15 protein-coding genes are annotated in these 18310 nt (G+C 63.9%); 7 read left to right on the forward strand and 8 right to left on the reverse strand.

Annotated features, from left to right (window positions below; translation table 11 throughout):
- Positions 1-145: 145 nt before the first annotated feature.
- The 3 genes from topA (at position 146) to G0A00_RS13440 (ending at position 4450) form a co-directional block, all read left to right on the forward strand.
- A complete protein-coding gene (gene topA / locus G0A00_RS13430) occupies positions 146-2860 on the forward strand; it encodes a type I DNA topoisomerase (RefSeq protein ID WP_164183573.1) in 2715 nt (904 codons plus the stop codon).
- 259 nt (positions 2861-3119) lie between these two features.
- Positions 3120-3824, forward strand: a complete 705-nt coding sequence (locus G0A00_RS13435; protein WP_164183575.1) for a CoA transferase subunit A — start codon at positions 3120-3122, stop codon at positions 3822-3824.
- A complete protein-coding gene (locus G0A00_RS13440; protein ID WP_164183577.1) occupies positions 3824-4450 on the forward strand; it encodes a CoA transferase subunit B in 627 nt (208 codons plus the stop codon). Before G0A00_RS13435 ends, G0A00_RS13440 begins: the two co-directional genes overlap by 1 nt.
- A 299-nt stretch (positions 4451-4749) precedes the next feature.
- Here G0A00_RS13440 and G0A00_RS13445 read toward each other — a convergent pair whose 3' ends face one another.
- Positions 4750-5211 carry a phasin family protein gene (locus G0A00_RS13445; protein WP_066107502.1) on the reverse strand — a complete coding sequence of 154 codons (462 nt, stop codon included), beginning with the start codon at positions 5209-5211 and terminating at the stop codon, positions 4750-4752.
- Positions 5212-5354: 143 nt separating this feature from the next.
- On the reverse strand, positions 5355-7151 hold the full coding sequence (locus tag G0A00_RS13450; RefSeq protein ID WP_164183579.1) for an alpha/beta hydrolase: 1797 nt from the start codon (positions 7149-7151) through the stop codon (positions 5355-5357).
- A gap of 161 nt (positions 7152-7312) precedes the next feature.
- Here G0A00_RS13450 and phaZ point away from each other — a divergent pair, with 161 nt between their 5' ends.
- Positions 7313-8578 (forward strand): polyhydroxyalkanoate depolymerase, encoded by a 1266-nt coding sequence (gene phaZ / locus G0A00_RS13455; RefSeq protein WP_164183581.1) that lies wholly within the window; start codon positions 7313-7315, stop codon positions 8576-8578.
- A 115-nt stretch (positions 8579-8693) separates the two neighbouring features.
- Here the strand turns inward: phaZ and G0A00_RS13460 are convergent, their stop codons facing one another.
- From G0A00_RS13460 to G0A00_RS13470, 3 genes are all read right to left on the reverse strand, one after another.
- Positions 8694-10868, reverse strand: coding sequence for an RNA degradosome polyphosphate kinase (locus G0A00_RS13460; protein WP_164183583.1), 2175 nt, complete (start codon positions 10866-10868; stop codon positions 8694-8696).
- 98 nt (positions 10869-10966) lie between these two features.
- Positions 10967-11653 (reverse strand): chromosomal replication initiator DnaA, encoded by a 687-nt coding sequence (locus G0A00_RS13465; RefSeq protein ID WP_203595374.1) that lies wholly within the window; start codon positions 11651-11653, stop codon positions 10967-10969.
- Positions 11650-12720, reverse strand: coding sequence for an AI-2E family transporter (locus G0A00_RS13470; protein ID WP_164183585.1), 1071 nt, complete (start codon positions 12718-12720; stop codon positions 11650-11652). The genes G0A00_RS13465 and G0A00_RS13470 overlap by 4 nt, the downstream gene beginning before the upstream one ends.
- A gap of 222 nt (positions 12721-12942) precedes the next feature.
- Between G0A00_RS13470 and proS the strand changes: the two genes are divergently transcribed.
- The gene (gene proS / locus G0A00_RS13475) at positions 12943-14289 is read left to right on the forward strand and encodes a proline--tRNA ligase (RefSeq protein WP_164183587.1); all 1347 of its coding nucleotides are present in this window, start codon (positions 12943-12945) and stop codon (positions 14287-14289) included.
- A 258-nt stretch (positions 14290-14547) separates the two neighbouring features.
- Positions 14548-15768, forward strand: a complete 1221-nt coding sequence (gene trpB, locus G0A00_RS13480) for a tryptophan synthase subunit beta (protein ID WP_164183589.1) — start codon at positions 14548-14550, stop codon at positions 15766-15768.
- 81 nt (positions 15769-15849) lie between these two features.
- Here trpB and G0A00_RS13485 read toward each other — a convergent pair whose 3' ends face one another.
- Complete coding sequence (locus tag G0A00_RS13485) at positions 15850-16221, reverse strand: DUF2237 family protein (RefSeq protein WP_066107481.1); 372 nt, start codon at positions 16219-16221, stop codon at positions 15850-15852.
- A 116-nt stretch (positions 16222-16337) separates the two neighbouring features.
- Complete coding sequence (gene pth, locus G0A00_RS13490) at positions 16338-17114, reverse strand: aminoacyl-tRNA hydrolase (protein ID WP_164183591.1); 777 nt, start codon at positions 17112-17114, stop codon at positions 16338-16340.
- Between the two features lie 76 nt (positions 17115-17190).
- Here pth and G0A00_RS13495 point away from each other — a divergent pair, with 76 nt between their 5' ends.
- Entirely contained in the window at positions 17191-17502 is a 312-nt protein-coding gene (locus G0A00_RS13495; RefSeq protein ID WP_066107476.1) for an antibiotic biosynthesis monooxygenase, read from the forward strand.
- Between the two features lie 72 nt (positions 17503-17574).
- Here the strand turns inward: G0A00_RS13495 and G0A00_RS13500 are convergent, their stop codons facing one another.
- A complete protein-coding gene (locus G0A00_RS13500) occupies positions 17575-18198 on the reverse strand; it encodes a 50S ribosomal protein L25/general stress protein Ctc (protein WP_066107473.1) in 624 nt (207 codons plus the stop codon).
- Positions 18199-18310: the final 112 nt, after the last annotated feature.

Consider the following 18310-nt stretch of genomic DNA (forward strand, 5'->3'; position numbering starts at 1 on the left):
ATGCCCGAAACCACGCCGCTTGCCCTGTTGCCGCACCGCCGACGCTGGGGGCCGCATTGACATTTCCCCCTTGCACCCCACATCTTGCGCCGCCATAGCGGCAGGCAAGCCGTTTTGAGCACAGCGTTGCAATGAGGTCTCATTAATGCCCGTCGTCGTCGTCGAATCCCCGGCCAAAGCCAAGACAATCAACAAGTATTTGGGATCCGATTACACGGTGCTCGCCTCCTACGGTCACGTGCGCGACCTGCCTCCGAAGGATGGCTCGGTCGACACCGAGCATGATTTCGACATGAAATGGGAGATCGCCAACGACTCGCGCAAGCATGTCTCGGCAATCGCCGAGGCGCTGAAGAGCGACAACTCCCTCATTCTCGCGACCGACCCCGATCGCGAGGGCGAGGCCATCTCGTGGCACCTGAAAGAGGCGCTCACCAAGCGCCGGTCGATCAAGAAGGACACCGAGGTTCGCCGGGTCACCTTCAACGCGATCACCAAGGCCGCCGTCACCGAGGCGATGAAGAACCCGCGCGACATCGACGCGCCGCTGGTGGAGGCCTATCTGGCCCGCCGCGCGCTCGACTATCTCGTGGGCTTCAACCTCTCGCCGGTGCTCTGGCGCAAACTGCCGGGCGCGCGCTCGGCGGGGCGGGTGCAGTCGGTCTGCCTGCGGCTCATCGTCGAGCGGGAGATGGAGATCGAAGCCTTCAATCCGCGCGAATACTGGCAGGTGAAGGCGCTGCTGCAGACGCCGCGCGGGCAGGAGTTCGAGGCGCGTCTGACCGCGCTCGCCGGCAAAAAGCTCGACCGCTACGATCTGGAGAATGCCACGCAGGCCGAGATGGCGGTGCAGGCGGTGGCTGGGCGCAAGCTGAAGGTGCTGTCGGTCGAGGCGAAACCGTCGACCCGCAACCCCTCGGCGCCCTTCATGACCTCGACTCTGCAGCAAGAGGCGAGCCGCAAGTTCGGCATGGGCGCGCGCGCCTGTATGAACGCGGCGCAGCGGCTCTATGAGGCGGGGCATATCACCTATATGCGGACCGACGGCATCGACATGGCGCCCGAGGCGGTTACCGCCTGCCGCGAGGCCATTGGCGATCGCTTCGGCAAGGAATACGTGCCGGGCAGCCCGCGCATCTACAAGAACAAGGCCAAGAACGCGCAGGAAGCGCACGAATGTATCCGCCCGACCGACATGACCAAGGACGCGGCGGAGCTGAAGCTGCGCGAAGATGATCAGCGCAAGCTCTACGATCTGATCTGGAAGCGCACGCTGGCCTGCCAGATGGAGGCTGCCAAGCTCGAGCGCACCACGGTCGAGATCGGCTCTGACGACCAGCAGGTCGGTCTGCGCGCGACCGGTCAGGTCATCACCTTCGACGGCTTCCTGAAGATCTATGAGGAAGGCCGCGACGATGTGGCGGATGACGACGACAAGCGCCTGCCGCAGATCATGCAGGGCGAGCCGGCGGCTTTCGCCAAGTCGGGCCTGAAGGCGCAATACGACAAGGCCGCCGAGCGCGCGAGCGACCGTCCGGGCACGGCCAAAGGCCCCTCGGCGGTGCTGGCCGAGAACAGCGCTGTTCTGGGCACTCAGAGCTTCACCCAGCCGCCGCCGCGCTACACCGAGGCGACGCTGGTCAAGCGCATGGAAGAGCTGGGCATCGGGCGCCCCTCGACCTATGCGTCGGTGATCACCACCATCCAAGACCGCGAATACGTCAAGAAAGAGCAGAACCGCCTGATCCCCGAGGACAAGGGCCGGATCGTCACGATCTTCCTGCTCAATTTCTTCCGCAAATATGTGGGTTATGAGTTCACCGCAGAGCTGGAAAACGAGCTCGACGAGGTTTCGGCTGGCGACATGGATTGGAAGTCGCTGCTGGGCAAGTTCTGGCGCGATTTCTCGGCGGCGATCTCTGAAACCTCCGAGCTGCGCATCTCCGAGGTGCTCGACGTGCTCGACGAGGCGCTGGCTCCGCAGCTTTATCCGCCGCGCGAAGACGGGTCGGACCCGCGCGTCTGCCCCAAATGCGGCACCGGCCAGCTGCACCTGAAGACCTCGCGCACCGGCGGCTTCGTCGGCTGCGGCAACTACCCCGAATGCACCTACACCCGCCCCATCGCGGGCGAGGGCGCCGATGGCGACGAGCGGTTGCTGGGCGAGGATCAGGGCGACGAGATCTGGCTCAAGGCCGGGCGTTTCGGTCCCTATGTGCAGCGCGGCGAGCCGACGCCGGAGAACAAGAAACCGCCGCGCGCGTCGCTGCCGCGCGGGTGGTCCAAGGACGACATGACGCTGGAGAAGGCGCTGGTTCTGCTCTCGCTGCCGCGCGAGGTGGGCGAGCACCCCGAGGGCGGAGCGGTGAAGTCGAACTTCGGCCGCTTCGGCCCCTACATCATGCACCAGCTGCCCGATGACGCAAAGCCGACCTATGTGAACCTCAAGGACCCGGCGGATGTCTTCGAGATCGGCATGAACCGTGCCGTCGAGATGCTGGCCGAGAAGCGCGCCAACCCCGGTGGGCGCGGACGTGCTGCGGCCAAGGCGCTCAAGGAGTTGGGCGATCACCCGGACGGCGGCAAGATCGCCATTTTTGACGGGCGCTACGGGCCTTACGTGAAATGGGAGAAGGTCAATGCGACCCTGCCCAAGGACACGGACCCCGAGAGCGTCACCATGGAGCAGGCGCTGGAACTGATCGCCGAGAAGGCGGCCAAGAAGGGCACCAAGAAGAAGGCGGCCCCGAAAAAGACGGCGGCCAAGAAAACCACGGCGAAAAAGACCACCGCCAAGAAGGCTCCGGCGAAGAAGACGGCGGCGAAAAAAGCTCCCGCTGAAGATTCTGACGACGGTTGAGCGTCTCGTGACATCTTGATTGAGATCGGCCCGCGTCACCTGTGACGCGGGCCTTTTTATGTCCGGATGCCGTGCTCTTGCGCCTCCGGCGGGGATATTTTTGTCTAGACGAAGGGGCTTATGCTGCGTTGCGGCGCCTTTTTGCTGCGCGTGCGAGGGTGACTTGGCGCGAAGGCGCGGCTTGGGGCGGGGGGCTTCGTTGACTCTGCCTGCGGTGCGGGTGACAAGTCAGGCAGACTCTTTCTTTCGGGAGGACGGAATGAAGAAAGTTTACGGCTCCGCCGCCGAGGCGCTGGACGGGCTGCTGTTTGATGGCATGACCATCGCGGCGGGCGGCTTCGGGCTCTGCGGCATCCCCGAGCTCTTGATCGACGCCATGGTCGACAGCGGCGTCAAGGATCTGACCATCGCGTCGAACAACTGCGGCGTGGATGGCTTCGGCCTCGGCAAGCTGCTCGACACCAAGCAGATCAAGAAGATGATGAGCTCTTACGTGGGCGAGAACGCCGAGTTCATGCGCCAGTACCTGTCGGGCGAGCTTGAGCTCGAGTTCAACCCGCAGGGCACGCTGGCCGAGCGCATGCGCGCTGGCGGCGCGGGCATCCCCGGGTTCTACACCAAGACCGGCGTCGGCACCGTGGTGGCCGAGGGCAAAGAAACCAAGATGTTCCGCGGCGAGGAATACGTGTTGGAAGAGGGCATCTTTGCCGATCTTTCCATCGTCAAGGCGTGGAAGGCCGACACCTCGGGCAACTGCGTGTTCCGCAAGACGGCGCGCAACTTCAACCCGCCGGCGGCCATGTGCGGCAAGATCTGCGTCATGGAAGTGGAAGAGATCGTGCAGCCGGGCGAGCTCGACCCCGATCACATCCACCTGCCGGGCATCTTCGTGCATCGCATCATCAAGGGTGAGCACGAGAAGCGGATCGAACAGCGCACCACGCGCAAGCGGGAGGAAGCGTAATGCCTTGGGATCGTAACCAGATGGCCGCGCGCGCGGCCGAGGAACTCGAAGACGGCATGTATGTGAACCTCGGGATCGGCATCCCGACGCTTGTGGCCAACTACGTCGGCGACAAGGAGATCACGCTGCAGTCCGAGAACGGCATGCTGGGCATGGGCCCCTTCCCCTATGAGGGCGAAGAGGACCCGGATCTTATCAACGCCGGCAAGCAGACCATCACCGAGCTGCCCAAGACGTCGTATTTCGACAGTTCCATGTCCTTTGCGATGATCCGCGGCGGCAAGATCGCGGCGGCCATCCTTGGGGCCATGGAAGTGGCCGAGAACGGCGATCTGGCGAACTGGATGATCCCCGGCAAGCTGGTCAAGGGCATGGGCGGTGCGATGGACCTGGTGGCGGGCGTCGGCCGGGTCATCGTGGTCATGGACCACACCAACAAGCACGGCGACAGCAAGCTGCTGAAGGAATGCACTCTGCCGCTGACCGGCAAGAGCGTGGTGGACCGGATCATCACCAACCTTGGTGTGCTGGATGTGGTCGAGGGCGGTCTGAAGATCGTCGAGACCGCCGAGGGCGTCACCGAGGACGAGCTTCGCGCGGCGACCGAGGCGACCATCGTCAACTGATCCTGCGCGGCAGGACCAAGGAGAGGCGCGGCCCGCTGGGGCTGCGCCTTTTGTTTTGCGCCGCGCTGCGGGGATCACCCTGTGGCTGCTGCTCTGTGGCGCGGCGGTGCTTGGGCTCGGGGCCGATCCGCAGCGGCGGAAGGGGCCGGTCTTGGGGGCCTTAGCCCAACTGTCATGGAGCCACGAAAAAGGGCGGACCCTGGGAGGCCCGCCCTACGCATTGCGCCGGAAATACTTGGGAGGAGAGGCTTGGCGCAATCGCGGGTCGCCCCCGGAAGGAGAGGGGGGCGAAACCCGGCTTACTTGGCCGCGGCAGTTGCCGTGGTGGTCGCCTTCTTGGTGGCGGCGGTCATCTCGTCGGTGGCCTTCTTGACGGCGGCGGAGGCATCTTCGGTGAAGTCCTTGCCTGCGGCCATCATCAGCTCGACGGTGTCCATCTGCACCTTCTTCGCGATCTCGGCGAAGGCGGCCATGTTTTCGGCGGCGACTTCAGCCTGCGCGGAGGCGAAATCGGTCATCGCCTTGGCGTAGTCGGCCGGCTCTTTCTTGACCTTCGACATGTCGGTCAGTTTCGCCAGAGTGTCTTTGGTCCACTTGGCGGAAATCTCGGTGGATTTCTCTGCGGCCTCGAGAGCAACTGCCGAGAGCTTCTCGTTCAGAGTTGCAGAGGTCTTGAACGCTTCGTCCATGGCTTTGGTGTCCACGGGGAACGCGCCCATCATGTCCTTCATCATGGCGGTGAAGTCTTGAGTCTTAGCCATTCTTTCAATTCCCGTATTCAGCCTAGCGGGCCCACCCCGCGCTTAACTATCGGCTGACTTCAATATGAATGCTGCACCGCAGCATTTCAAGGTTTTTTGCTGCGCCGCAGAATAAATTTGCAAGTGTCTGTTTTGACGTGGCGTTAAGCGGCCTTCACGCGCACATAGGTGCCCGGAGCCGGGCAGAGCGGCGTATGAGACGAATCGCCGGGCTTCCGAGCCGGCACCATCTTCCCCGACTTCTTGCGCAGCCACGCCTCCCACACCGGCCACCAAGACTCCTTGGCATGGAACTCGGCGCTGGCCTGCCAGTCCTCTGCCGAGAGCGTGAGGTCGGGGTTCAGGTAGTGGCCATACTTTTGCTTGTCCGGCGGGTTCACGATCCCGGCGATATGACCCGACTCCGACAGCACGAAGGTTTTCGAGCGCGAGCCCATCTTCTGCACACCGCGATAACAGTCCTTCCAGGCGGCGATATGGTCGCCCTCTGCGGCGATCGACATCAGCGGCACATCCACGTCCTTGATGTCGAGCGTATGGCCCAGAATCTCGAATTCGCCCTTCGAGAAGAGGTTCTGCTGACACAGCCCGCGCAGGTACTGGATGGTCATCCGTCCCGGCAGGTTGGCCCCGTCGCCGTTCCAATAGAGCAGGTCGAAGGCCGGGGGCGTCTCACCCATCATGTAGCTGCGGATCGCCGGCGTGTAGATGAGGTCGGTGGAGCGCAGGAACGAGAAGGTGCGCGACATGATGAAACTTTTCAGAATGCCGCTGGCATTGATCTCGGCCTCGATCCCATCGACGAAATCATCCTGCAGGAACGGGGTGAACTCGCCCTGATCGGAAAAATCGGTCAACGTGGTAAAGAAGGTCGCCGACTTCACCGGCTTCTCGCCGCGCTGCTTGAGCAGCGAGAGCGTCAGCGCCAGCGTCGTGCCCGCGATGCAGTAACCCACCGCATTGACCTGCTCGACCTTGCACATCTCCCGCACGAGGTCGATCGCTGTGAGATAGCCGTCCTGGATGTAATCCTCGAGACCGACGTCGCTATAGCTTTCGTCGGCGTTGACCCAACTGACCACATAGAGCGTGTAGCCCTGATCGACGATGTAGCGGATCAGGCTGTTCTTCGGCTTGAGGTCGAGGATGTAGTATTTGTTGATCCACGGCGGGAACAGGATGATCGGCGTCTCGCGCACCTTTTCGGTGGTGGGCTTGTACTGGATCAGCTCCATCATGCGGTTGCGATAGACCACCTCGCCCTCGGCGGTGGCGATGTTCTCGCCAAGCTTGAAGGCGTTCTCATCGGCGAGCCTTACGACCAGCTCGCCATTGTTGGCCTCGAGGTCCGCAACGAGGTTTTCCATCCCCAGCACAAGGCTTTCGCCCTCTGTTTCCAGCGCCTTCTGCAGCGCGTCGGGGTTGGTGGCGAAGAAATTGGTCGGCGCCATCATGTCGACGATCTGGCGCGCGAAGTAGCGCAGGCGCTTCTTTTCCTTCGGGTCCAGATCGGCGATCTCGTCGACCGAGCGGTGGATCGCCTCGGCGCTGATCAGATACTGCTGCTTGATGAAGTTGAAATAGGGATGGCTGTCCCACAGCGGGTTCGAGAATCGCTTGTCCTTGGGGCCGGTGTCCTCGGGCGGGGCAAGCTGGCCACCGGCCAGCGCGGTCTGCGCCTCGAGATAGTGGGACAAGGCCTTGCCCCAGTAGGCCACCTGCTGCTCGAACACCTTCGCGGGGTTCTGCATCCATTCCTGCCAGTAGGCCTGCGCAGCTTTTCCATAGAGCAGCGGATCAGGCCCGTTTAACGCAGGATTGATCGGCTTACGTCGCGAAATTGCTTCCAGAAGTCGTTGAGAAAGGGCTTCGATCTTCTCAATATTGGCTTCGAGTCGTGCGCGGTCTGACGTGATGTCCGTGCCCGGAGTAGTTGTCATAAGGTCGAATCCCCCCTACTTTCGGCCTGTTGCAGAATAACGGCGGTACAGCGAGGGGCAAAGCGGCGAATTGATCCGAGGCCGGATCAGCGGAAACTGAGTGACGGGAGGCACGCAGTGACCGGGCGCCGGGCGGGACCGCGCATCAGGAGACACGCGATATGCGTCAAATGGCGACTTACGATCTGATGGAGACCTTCCGGAACACCAACCAGTGGCTCGGGGCGACGGCACGGACGATGGCGTCCTACCCCGCCTTTGCCGCATTGCCGAATCCGATGATCGGCTGGATGGCGGCCTGGGGGGAAGTGACTGAGCGTACTTTCGAGCGCATGGTGGTCAAACCCGACTGGGGCATTCGCACCGTCACCTGCGCCGATGGCCGCGACCATGTGGTCGAGCCGCGCACCGTGGTTGAGCGGGCCTTTGGTGATCTGGTGCACTTCGAAGTGCAGGGCCGTCCTACGAAGCCGCGCAAGGTGCTGCTGGTCGCCCCGATGTCGGGCCACTATGCGACGCTGCTGCGCTCTACCGCGGTTTCGCTGCTGCCCGATTGCGAGCTTTACGTCACCGACTGGCACAACGCCCGCGACATCCCTGTGAGCGAGGGCAAGTTCGACATCGAGGATTACACCCTCTACCTCATGGACTTCATGCGCGCGCTGGGGCCCGACACCAATGTGATCGCGGTCTGCCAGCCGGCACCGTTGACGCTGGCGGCCACCGCCTATCTGGCCGAGTTGGAGCCCGCTGCGCAGCCGCGCACGCTGACCCTGATCGGCGGGCCAATCGACCCTAATGCGACCCCCACCGATGTCACCGACTTCGGCCACCGGGTCACCATGGGCCAGCTGGAAGAGACGATGATCCAGCGCGTCGGCTACAAATATGCGGGCGTCGGGCGGATGGTCTATCCCGGTCTGCTGCAGCTGGCGTCCTTCATGTCGATGAATGCCGAGCGTCATTCCAAGGCGTTCACCGATCAGATCATGCGGGTGAGTCGCGGCGAAGCCAGCGATCACGACGCGCACAACCGCTTCTACGACGAATATCTGGCGGTGATGGACATGACCGCCGAGTTCTACCTCTCGACGGTCGAGCGCATCTTCAAGAACGGCGAGATCGCGTCGAACAATTTCGTGGTGGATGGCCACAAGGTGGATATCGGCAAGATCACCGACGTGGCGGTGATGACCGTCGAAGGCGCCAATGACGATATTTCGGCTCCGGGTCAGTGCGTCGCCGCGCTCGATCTCTGCACCGGGCTGCCGGATTCGAAGAAGGGCCAGCACCTCGAGCCGGGCGCGGGCCACTACGGCATCTTTGCCGGGCGCAGCTGGCGCAGCAATATCCGCCCGCTGGTGCTCGACTTTATCGACCGCAATTCCAACGCGCCGCGCAAGGCGGCGAACAGCAACGCGGCCTGAGGGCGTCGCGCCCGTCAGGGCAGCATTAGATCGGCGCGCCCGTCAGCGCTGTCGCAGAAAAAGGAAGGGGCCCAGCAGGGCCCCTTTTCTTATGCAGCGTCAGAACTTTGTCCGGTCAGTCGCCCGCGTGGGTCAGCTTCGGCACGTCCTTGGCACCAGCCGAGCCGCGACCCGAGAGCGACGGGTTCTCCATGAAGAACCGGTGGCAGTTGAACGAAAACTCGCCCTCCGGCAGCACGTGCCGGGTGAACTTGCCCGAGGGTTCCATCACCCAGCTTTGCGCCGTGTCGGCGAGGTTCGCCGCCATGATCTGGCTGACGATCTGCGCCTTCACCGTGGGGTTCATGATCTCGATGCCGGTCTCGATCCGCCGGTTGAGGTTGCGGCCCATCCAGTCCGCCGAAGAGATCAGCACGCGCGCCTTGCTGTGCGGCAGCCCGTGGCCATTGCCGAAACAGGCGATGCGCGAGTGTTCGAGGAAACGGCCCACGATGCTTTTGACGCGGATGTTCTCTGACAGGCCCTTCACGCCGGGGCGCAGCCCGCAGATGCCACGGATCACGCAGTCGATCTTCACGCCCGCCTGACTTGCGGCATAAAGCGCGTCGATCATGTCCGGCTCGATCAGCGAGTTCATTTTCAGCCAGATTTGCGCCGGGCGGCCCTGACGCGCGTGCTCGGCCTCGGCCTCGATCAGCTCCAGCATGCGCGGCTTCAGCGTGTGCGGCGAAATCACGAGGTTCTCCAACCCTTCGGGCATGGCGTAGCCCGATAGGTAGTTGAAGATCTTCGAGGCGTCGCGGCCCAGTTGCGCATCGCAGGTGAAGAACGACAGGTCGGTGTAAATCTTGGCGGTGATGGGATGGTAGTTGCCGGTGCCCCAGTGGGTGTAGGTCACCAGCTTGTCGCCCTCGCGGCGCACCACGCTCGAGATCTTGGCGTGGGTTTTCCAATCGAGGAAGCCATAGACCACATGCGCGCCCGAGCGTTCCAGCCGCCGCGACTGGCGGATGTTGGCGGCCTCGTCGAAGCGCGCCTTCAGCTCGACCAGCGCGGTGACCGACTTGCCATCCTCTGCCGCCTCGCAAAGCGCCTCGACGATCGGCGAGTTGCGCGAGGTGCGATAAAGCGTCTGCTTGATCGCCACCACATCCGGGTCCATCGCCGCCTGATTGAGGAAACGCACCACCATGTCGAAGGTCTCATAGGGGTGGTGCAGCAGCATGTCCTTTTGCTTGATCGCCTCGAACATATTGCCTTCGTGGTCCTGCACCCGCTCGGGCACGCGCGGGGTGAAGCTGGGCCACAGCAGATCGGGGCGGGAGTCGAGCACCAACTCCTTGAGGTCGGCCATGCCGATCATCCCGTCGAGCTCGATCACATCGTCTTCCTGCACGAACAACTCGCGCATAACGATGCTGCGCAGCTGCTTTGGCGCACCGGCGCTGACGGTCAGGCGGACAACCTCGCCGCGGCGGCGGCGCTTCAGCGCCACTTCGAACTCGCGCACCAGATCCTCGGCCTCTTCCTCGACCTCGATGTCGCTGTCGCGCAGCACGCGGAAGCCGAAGTGGTCCTTCACCCGGTAGCCGGGGAACAGGCTTTCGATGTGCAGCAGCAGCACGTCTTCGAGGAAGATGAAGCGGTTGTGCCCCTCGGGGGCGGGCAGGGCGATGAAACGGTCGATCTGATGCGGGATCGGCAGCAGCGCCTGCCGCGTACGGCGGTCGCGCTTGCGCTCTAGCTCGAGCGCGAGGCAGTAGCCCATGTTGGCGATGAAGGGGAACGGGTGCGCCGGGTCGATCGCCAGAGGCGAGAGCACCGGGAAGACCTGCTCGAGAAACTGGGTGTTGAGATATTCGAGGTCTTCGGGCTGCAGCGCGTCGCGCGGCACGATGTCGATGCCCGCCGCGTCCAGTTCCTTCTCAAGCTCGCCCAGCACTTTCTGCTGATGCGCCATCAGCCGCCGCGCGTCCTCGTCGATCAGCACAAGCTGCTCGGCGGGGCTCAGCCCATCGGCGGCGGGGGTGGTGTTGCCCGCATGGGCAAGCTCGCGCAGACCGGCGACGCGCACGGTGTAGAACTCGTCGAGGTTGGTGGCCGAAATCGACAGGAAGCGCAGGCGCTCGAGCAGCGGAACCTTGGTGTTCTCGGCCTCTTCCAGCACACGCCAGTTGAAGCCCAGCCAGCTGAGTTCGCGGTTGTAATAGCGGCCGGGGCCCGAGAGGTCGATCTCGGGAAGGTCCTGCGGCTCGGGGATCGGGGCGGTGAGGAAATCAGCGATGGTCATGGGGGGCATATGCGTCACGAATTGCAACATCTTGATGAAAGAGGAAGGATGCCCGACTGCCGGAGAGGGCGCAAGCGCTGCGCTGCGGCGGGCACGGATCACGCGCGGGGATCGACAGCCAGCAGAATCTCGCGGGCCAGAGAGCGCGTCATGCCCTTGGGGCGTCCGAGCGCGCCCGCGTCGAGCGCGGCGGCGACCTTTTGGGCCATGCCGAAGCTGCGTCGCATGTGGCGCAGCAGATAAGGGATCACATCGGGGGCGGGCACGCAGTGGCGGTCCGCCAGAAGCTTCGCCAGAACCGCGGCAAGCAGCGCGTCGTCGGGCTCGGGCAGGGTGGCGGTTTGGGTGCCTTCCATGCGCGAGCAGAGGTCGGGCAGGGACAGCTGCCAATGCTTGGGGGCGGTCTGTGCGGTCAAAAGCAGCGGCTGGTGCTGCGCCAGCGCAAGGTTGTGCAGGTGGAACAGCGCCTCTTCGGCGGGGCGGTCCCCGGCGATCTGCGGCACGTCCTCGATGCAGACCGGACCTTCGGCCAGATCGGGAATATCCACCTGCGGCAGCGCCGCGGCGGGCAGGATCGTCGCGCCGCAGTCAGCCGCCCACACATGGGCAAGATGGGTCTTTCCCGCACCGGCGGGGCCGACGAGGATCAGCTTGCCCGCAGGCCAGCTCTGCCAGCGGTCGAGCAGTGCTACGGCAAGCGCGTTTGAATCCGAGACGAAATAATCCTCGCGCCCCAGCGCGGCGCGGACCGGCAGGGGCAGAGGAAGCTGCTGAGGCAGGGTCATGGGGCCTCTCGGTCGTGCTCGAGGCCGCGATAAAGGCGGCTGTCTTTGTACTGGTCGATCACGAAGCGCATGATCACCCCCAGCGCCGCCGCCAGCGGCACGGCCACCAGCATCCCGACAAAGCCGAAGAGCGTGCCGAAGACTGACAGCGCGAGGATCAGCCAGACCGGATGCAGCCCGATCGAACTGCCCACCAGTTTCGGTGTGAGGAAATTGCCCTCAAGGAACTGGCCGAGGAAGAAGATGCCCGCCACGGCGGCGATCCAGTACCATTCGCCCCAGAACTGGAACAGCGCCAGCCCGATGGCCAGCGCCCCGCCGATGATCGCGCCCACGTAGGGGATGAAGGTCAAAAGCCCGGCGATCACCCCGACCACGAGGCCGAAGTTCAGCCCGACCAGCGCTAGCGCAATGGCATAATAGCAGCCGAGGATCAGGCAGACCGAGCCCATGCCGCGCACGAAACCGGCCAGCGTGGCGTCGATCTCGCTGGCGATCTGGCGGATCACCGAGACATGGTCGCGCGGCAAAAGCTCATCGACGCGGGCCACCATGCGATCCCAGTCGAGCAGCAGATAGACCGCCACCACCGGCACGATGACAAAGAGCATCAGGATGTTGATCACCGACATCGCCGAGCTGAGCGCAGTGTTCAGCAGTTCGGCGCCGCGCTCCTGCACGGTCTGGCCGATCGAGACGAGCGCCTCGCGCATCGGGCTGCCTTCAACCACCAGCGACGGGAAATGCGTGCCGAGAAAATCGCGCAGGTCGCGGAACAGCTGCGGCGCCGTCGCGATCAGATCGCCCGCCTGCCGGACCAGCGTCGGGATCACCGCGAGCGCGAGGATGACGAAGATCAGGATCGCGGCGAGGGTGATGACCATGGTCGCCATGGCCCGGCTCAGACCCAGCCGTTCCAGCCGGTCGGCCACGGGGTCGAGGAAATAGGCGATGGCGCCGCCAAGAATGAACGGCAGCAGGACGTTGCCAAGATACCAAAGCACCACGGCAAAGATGATGGCCGCAACGCCCCAGTACTTCATCTGATCACGCACGGGGAGCGCCATGGGAATCCTTCTCAACGCGTTTCGTCCTTCATCGCCGCTCCGCCGTGCCTTTTCAAGCCTGTGGCTCAAGTCTGCGGTGTTGTTCGCGGGGGAATGTGCCGGGCGGGCGCTGGCGCTGAGCCGGGTTTGCGCGGGTTGAAAGGCAGGGCGGCGCGCAGACCTCTTGCCCTTGGCGCGCCCTTCGCCTAACCCGGGCGAAACGCCAATCTCCGGGAGGCCCGCATGCGTCTGAGCCGTTATTTCCTGCCCGTTCTGAAAGAAACGCCTTCCGAGGCGCAGATCGTCTCGCACCGCTACATGCTGCGCGCCGGCATGATCAAACAATCGAGCGCCGGCATCTATTCGTGGCTGCCGTTGGGCTTCAAAGTGCTGCGCAAGATCGAGGACATCATCCACGAAGAGCAAAAGCGCGCCGGTCATATCCCGATGCTGATGCCGACGATCCAGTCGGCGGACCTGTGGCGCGAGAGCGGCCGTTACGACGATTACGGCGAGGAAATGCTGCGCATCCGCGACCGGCACGACCGCGACATGCTGTTCACGCCCACCGCCGAAGAGCTGATCACCGACATCTTCCGCAGCCACGTCGGCAGCTACAAGGACCTGCCGCTGACGCTGTATCAGATCCAGTGGAAGTTCCGCGACGAGATCCGTCCGCGCTTTGGCGTGATGCGGGGCCGCGAGTTCTACATGAAGGACGGCTACAACTTCGACCTGACCAAGGAAGACGCGCTGCACGCCTACAACCGTCACCTTGTCAGCTACCTGCGCACGTATGAGCGCATGGGCCTGCAGGCGATCCCGATGCGCGCCGACAGCGGCCCGATTGGCGGCGACGACACCCACGAGTTCCTCGTGCTGGCCGAAACCGGCGAGTCGGAAGTGTTCTATGACAGCCAGATCACCGAGCTGAAGTTCGGCGACCGCGAGATCGACTACGATTCGGTCGAGCAGTGTCAGGCGGTGCTCGAGGAGTTCACCTCGCGCTACGCCCGCACCGACGAGACCCACGACGAGGCGGTCTTTGCCGAGGTCCCCGAAGAGCGCCGCCGCACCGCGCGCGGCATCGAGGTCGGACAGATCTTCTACTTCGGCACCAAATACTCCGAGCCGATGGGCGCCACCGTTGCCGACAAGGACGGCAATCAGGTGCCCGTGCACATGGGCTCGCATGGCATCGGCGTGTCGCGCCTGCTGGGCGCGATCATCGAAGCCAGCCACGACGACAAGGGCATCATCTGGCCCGAGGGCGTCACCCCCTTCCACTGCGGCATCGTCAACCTCAAGCAGGGCGACGACGAGGCGGATGCGGCTTGCGAGTCGCTCTACGCCGCGCTCACCGCGCTGGGGCTGGAGCCGCTCTACGATGACCGTGCCGAGCGTGCGGGCGCCAAATTCGCCACCATGGACCTCATCGGCCTGCCGTGGCGCATCACCGTCGGCCCGCGCGGGTTGAAGAACGGCGTGGTCGAGCTGACCTCGCGCCGCACCGGTGAGAGCGAGGAACTGGCGCCCGAGGCTGCCGTGGAGCGCATCGCGCAAATCTACGGCGTCGCCGCCAAGGGCTGAGGCGCTCACGCATTGTGATCAGGGCCGGTCGCGGGACACCGCGGCCGGTCTTTTTGTTGCCGGTCTTTTACGTTTGTCGGCTCGGCTCCCGGCGCGGCGGTGCCCCGCTGATTGCGCCCTCGTGCCGTGCGTATTTGGAAAGAGAAGAAGGGACCGGGCGCGCGCAGCGGCAGGGAAATTGCCTGCAGGCTCCGTCTGCTCTGGCCTTTGCCTTGGGGCATGCTTTAGAGAAGGGGGAAATTCAGCGGGAGACGCGCTATGGACGATCTGGTCAATTCCTTCATGACAGGCCCCGACGAGAAGGGCCGCTTCGGCATCTACGGCGGGCGTTTCGTGTCCGAGACCCTCATGCCGCTCATCCTCGAGCTTGAGGAGCAATATGAGCGCGCCAAGACCGACCAGAGCTTCTGGGGCGAGATGGACTTCCTGTGGAAGCACTACGTCGGCCGTCCCTCGCCGCTGTATCACGCCGAGCGCCTGTCCGAGCAGCTGGGCGGCGCCAAGGTCTATTTCAAACGCGACGAGCTGAACCACACCGGCGCGCATAAGATCAACAACGTGCTGGGCCAGATCATCCTCGCCAAGCGCATGGGCAAGACAAGGATCATCGCCGAGACCGGCGCCGGTCAGCATGGCGTGGCCACCGCGACCGTCTGCGCCAAGTTCGGCCTGAAGTGCGTGGTCTACATGGGCGCGCATGACGTCGAGCGCCAGCAGCCCAACGTCTTCCGCATGCGCCTGCTCGGCGCCGAAGTGGTCCCCGTGACCTCGGGCCGCGGCACGCTGAAGGATGCGATGAACGACGCGCTGCGCGACTGGGTGACCAATGTGCGCGACACGTTCTATTGCATCGGCACGGTGGCGGGCCCGCACCCGTACCCGGCCATGGTCCGCGATTTCCAGTCGATCATCGGCAAGGAAACCAAAGAGCAGATTATGGAAGCCGAGGGCCGTCTGCCCGACACGATCATCGCCGCCATCGGTGGCGGCTCGAACGCCATGGGCCTGTTCTACCCGTTCCTTGACGACAAGGACGTGAAGATCATCGGCGTTGAGGCCGGCGGCAAGGGCGTCAACGAGAAGATGGAGCATTGCGCTTCGCTGACCGGCGGTCGCCCCGGCGTGCTGCATGGCAACCGCACCTATCTGCTGCAGGACGACGACGGGCAGATCCTCGAGGGCTTCTCGATCTCGGCCGGTCTCGACTATCCGGGCATTGGGCCGGAGCACGCTTGGCTGCATGACACCGGCCGCGCCGAATATGTGGCGATCACCGACAAGGAGGCGCTCGAGGCGTTCCAGCTGTCGTGCTCGGCCGAGGGCATCATCCCGGCGCTGGAGCCGAGCCATGCGCTTGCCCATGTGATGAAGATCGCGCCGGATCTGCCCAAGGACCACATCATCGTCATGAACATGTGCGGGCGGGGCGACAAGGACATCTTTGCTGTCGCCAAGCACCTCGGCGTCGACATCGCCTGATCCGAGTTTATTGAGACGCAAAAGGCCGCCCTTCGGGGCGGCCTTTTCCATTGCTTCGGGGCTGTGTGCCTCCTGTGTGCCTCAGTCGGCTTTATGCTGTTCGAGGATGTCCAGCGAGACCACTTCCAGCGCGCGCTGGTGGGTGGAGTCGAGTTGCACCTTTGGCGCGCAGCCCTCGTCATGGGCCTGCAGGAAGCGCAGCGCGCAGAGGCACCATTGATCACCCGGCTTCAGCCCCGGAAAGCGCAGACCGGGGCGCGGGGTCGACAGATCATTCCCCACGTATTTCGAATAGGCGAGAAACTCCGCTGTCATCACGGCGCAGACCGTGTGGCTGCCGGAATCCTCGGTGCAGGTGTTGCAGTGCCCGTCGCGGAAATAGCCGGTCATGGGGTCGACCGAGCAGGGGTGTAGCAGTTCGCCCAGAACGTTGATCGCCTTGTCTTTCTGCATGTTCGTCCCTCCGTTACCGAGAACTCATGCGGCCAAGCCTAGCAGACCGCTGGCCTTGGACAAGGCGGGGCTGGACAAGGCGGGGCTGGGTAAGGGGTGGGTGCTGGGAGGACGGCTCAGCGAAACTTGTCGGCGAGCTTTTGCAGCGGGCTGCGGCTGTCCTCAGCGGCGGCTTCGGGCGCGGCTTGTGCCTTTGGTGCGGCTTGCGGCTTGGCGGCATCGCCGTCCTTGGCGGTGGACTGGTCGCTGCCCGGCTTGTCGGAACCCGGCTTGCCCGCGGTCTTTTGGCCCGCACCCTTTTGACCTGTGCCCTGCGAGGAGCGCGGCGGCGCCACGCGCAGCGCCACGGCGTTCTGGAAGCCGGGCTTGTCACCCGACGCCAGCGCCTTGGCACCGTCGGAGATGCCGCGCATCAGATCGTCCAGCCAGCCTTCCTCGGCCTTGGCAAACTCGTGCAGCACATAGCCCGCCACCGCCTCTTTGCGGCCCGGATGACCGATGCCGAGGCGGATGCGGTGATAGGCCTCGCCGATGTGCTGGTGGATCGAGCGCAGCCCATTGTGGCCCGCGTGGCCGCCGCCGGTCTTCACCCGGCATTTGCCCGGCGCGAGGTCAAGCTCGTCGTGGAACACGGTCACATCGCTCGGCTCGAGCTTGAAGAAGCGCATGGCCTCGCCGACTGATTGGCCCGAGAGGTTCATGAAGGTCTGCGGCTTCAGCAGCAGCACTTTCTCGGTGCCGAGCCGGCCTTCGGCCACTTCGCCCTGAAACCGCGCGCGCCACGGCGAGAAGCCGTGATCCTCGGCGATCCGGTCGACGGCCATGAAGCCGATATTGTGCCGCGTCTTCGCGTATTTGCCGCCGGGATTGCCCAGACCCACGAAAATCTGCACGCCGCGTCTCCGAATTGGTTGCCTCGCCCCCTAGATAGGGCAGGGATGGCGATAGCACAGCAACGAGGGAGAGACCATGTATCTCACGATGAACCGCTTCAAGGTGGTGCCCGAGCGGGCGGCGGAGTTCGAAGAGGTCTGGGCGCAGCGCGACAGCCAGCTCAAGAGCGTGCCCGGTTTCCGCAGCTTCGCGCTGCTCAAAGGGCCGGAGCGCGAGGACCACATCCTCTATGCCTCGCACACGGTCTGGGAGGATGAGGAGAGCTTCATCGCGTGGACCAAGAGCGAGGCTTTCCGCATGGCCCACAAAGGCGCGAAGAGCCGCGAGGGCATGTATCGCGGCGGGCCCGAGCTTGAGATTTTCTCGGCGGTGCAGGTGCTGGAGTAGGCAGCTAGCCCGCCAAACGAAAACGGCCCCGCCAAATGGCGGGGCCGTCTTTTCAGCGAAGCTGCGCGAGGATTATTCCTCTGCGGCGGCTTCTTCTTCGCCTTCTTCGGCCTCGGCTTCAACCAGACCGCGCGGAGCGGAGAGGTTGGCGATCACGAAGTTACGGTCGATGGTCGGCTTTGCGCCTTCCGGCAGCACGACGTCGTTGATGTGGATGACATCACCGATCTGCTTGCCTGCCAGGTCCACAGTGATGTGGTCCGGGATATCGCCGGCGAGAACGTTCAGTTCGACTTCCTGACGCACGATGGTCAGAACGCCGCCGCGCTTCAGGCCCGGTGCCTGCTCTTCGTTGATGAAATCAACGTGGATGAACAGGTTGATGCGCGAGGTGCGACGCAGACGCATCAGGTCGAAGTGGGTCGGAAGGTCCTTCACCACATCGCGCTGAACGTCGCGGCAGATCACGCGCACGTCGTCGTGGCCGTCAACCTTGAGGTTGAACAGGGTCGACTTGAAGCGGCCTGCTTTCAGGCGCTTGAGCAGCGTGTTGAACGGGATCTGGATAGCAAGCGGGTCTGCTTCGCCACCAAAAACAATCCCCGGAACCATGCCGTCGCGGCGGGCCTGCCGAGCGGCGCCCTTGCCCGTCCCCGACCGTTCCAGGGCTTCGAGATCAGGAATCTCACCAGCCATTTTGTATCTCCATATGTCTGTGGGGGTGCCTCCAAGGCTGTCACCCCGCGATGAAGGCAGCCCATTAGACCGGATTCCCTCTTTGGGCAAGGGCTAATCCTCTGTGGCGGTT

Source organism: Salipiger sp. PrR002 (assembly GCF_010500775.1).
Taxonomy (GTDB): domain Bacteria; phylum Pseudomonadota; class Alphaproteobacteria; order Rhodobacterales; family Rhodobacteraceae; genus Salipiger.

What these genes read in the sequence shown, in the direction of transcription:
- topA (WP_164183573.1), top strand. Translation starts at nt 146, where the DNA reads ATGCCCGTCGTCGTCGTCGAATCCCCGGCCAAAGCCAAGACAATCAAC.
- G0A00_RS13435 (WP_164183575.1), top strand. Translation starts at nt 3,120, where the DNA reads ATGAAGAAAGTTTACGGCTCCGCCGCCGAGGCGCTGGACGGGCTGCTG.
- G0A00_RS13440 (WP_164183577.1), top strand. Translation starts at nt 3,824, where the DNA reads ATGCCTTGGGATCGTAACCAGATGGCCGCGCGCGCGGCCGAGGAACTC.
- G0A00_RS13445 (WP_066107502.1), bottom strand. Translation starts at nt 5,211, where the DNA reads ATGGCTAAGACTCAAGACTTCACCGCCATGATGAAGGACATGATGGGC.
- G0A00_RS13450 (WP_164183579.1), bottom strand. Translation starts at nt 7,151, where the DNA reads ATGACAACTACTCCGGGCACGGACATCACGTCAGACCGCGCACGACTC.
- phaZ (WP_164183581.1), top strand. Translation starts at nt 7,313, where the DNA reads ATGCGTCAAATGGCGACTTACGATCTGATGGAGACCTTCCGGAACACC.
- G0A00_RS13460 (WP_164183583.1), bottom strand. Translation starts at nt 10,868, where the DNA reads ATGACCATCGCTGATTTCCTCACCGCCCCGATCCCCGAGCCGCAGGAC.
- G0A00_RS13465 (WP_203595374.1), bottom strand. Translation starts at nt 11,653, where the DNA reads ATGACCCTGCCTCAGCAGCTTCCTCTGCCCCTGCCGGTCCGCGCCGCG.
- G0A00_RS13470 (WP_164183585.1), bottom strand. Translation starts at nt 12,720, where the DNA reads ATGGCGCTCCCCGTGCGTGATCAGATGAAGTACTGGGGCGTTGCGGCC.
- proS (WP_164183587.1), top strand. Translation starts at nt 12,943, where the DNA reads ATGCGTCTGAGCCGTTATTTCCTGCCCGTTCTGAAAGAAACGCCTTCC.
- trpB (WP_164183589.1), top strand. Translation starts at nt 14,548, where the DNA reads ATGGACGATCTGGTCAATTCCTTCATGACAGGCCCCGACGAGAAGGGC.
- G0A00_RS13485 (WP_066107481.1), bottom strand. Translation starts at nt 16,221, where the DNA reads ATGCAGAAAGACAAGGCGATCAACGTTCTGGGCGAACTGCTACACCCC.
- G0A00_RS13495 (WP_066107476.1), top strand. Translation starts at nt 17,191, where the DNA reads ATGTATCTCACGATGAACCGCTTCAAGGTGGTGCCCGAGCGGGCGGCG.
- G0A00_RS13500 (WP_066107473.1), bottom strand. Translation starts at nt 18,198, where the DNA reads ATGGCTGGTGAGATTCCTGATCTCGAAGCCCTGGAACGGTCGGGGACG.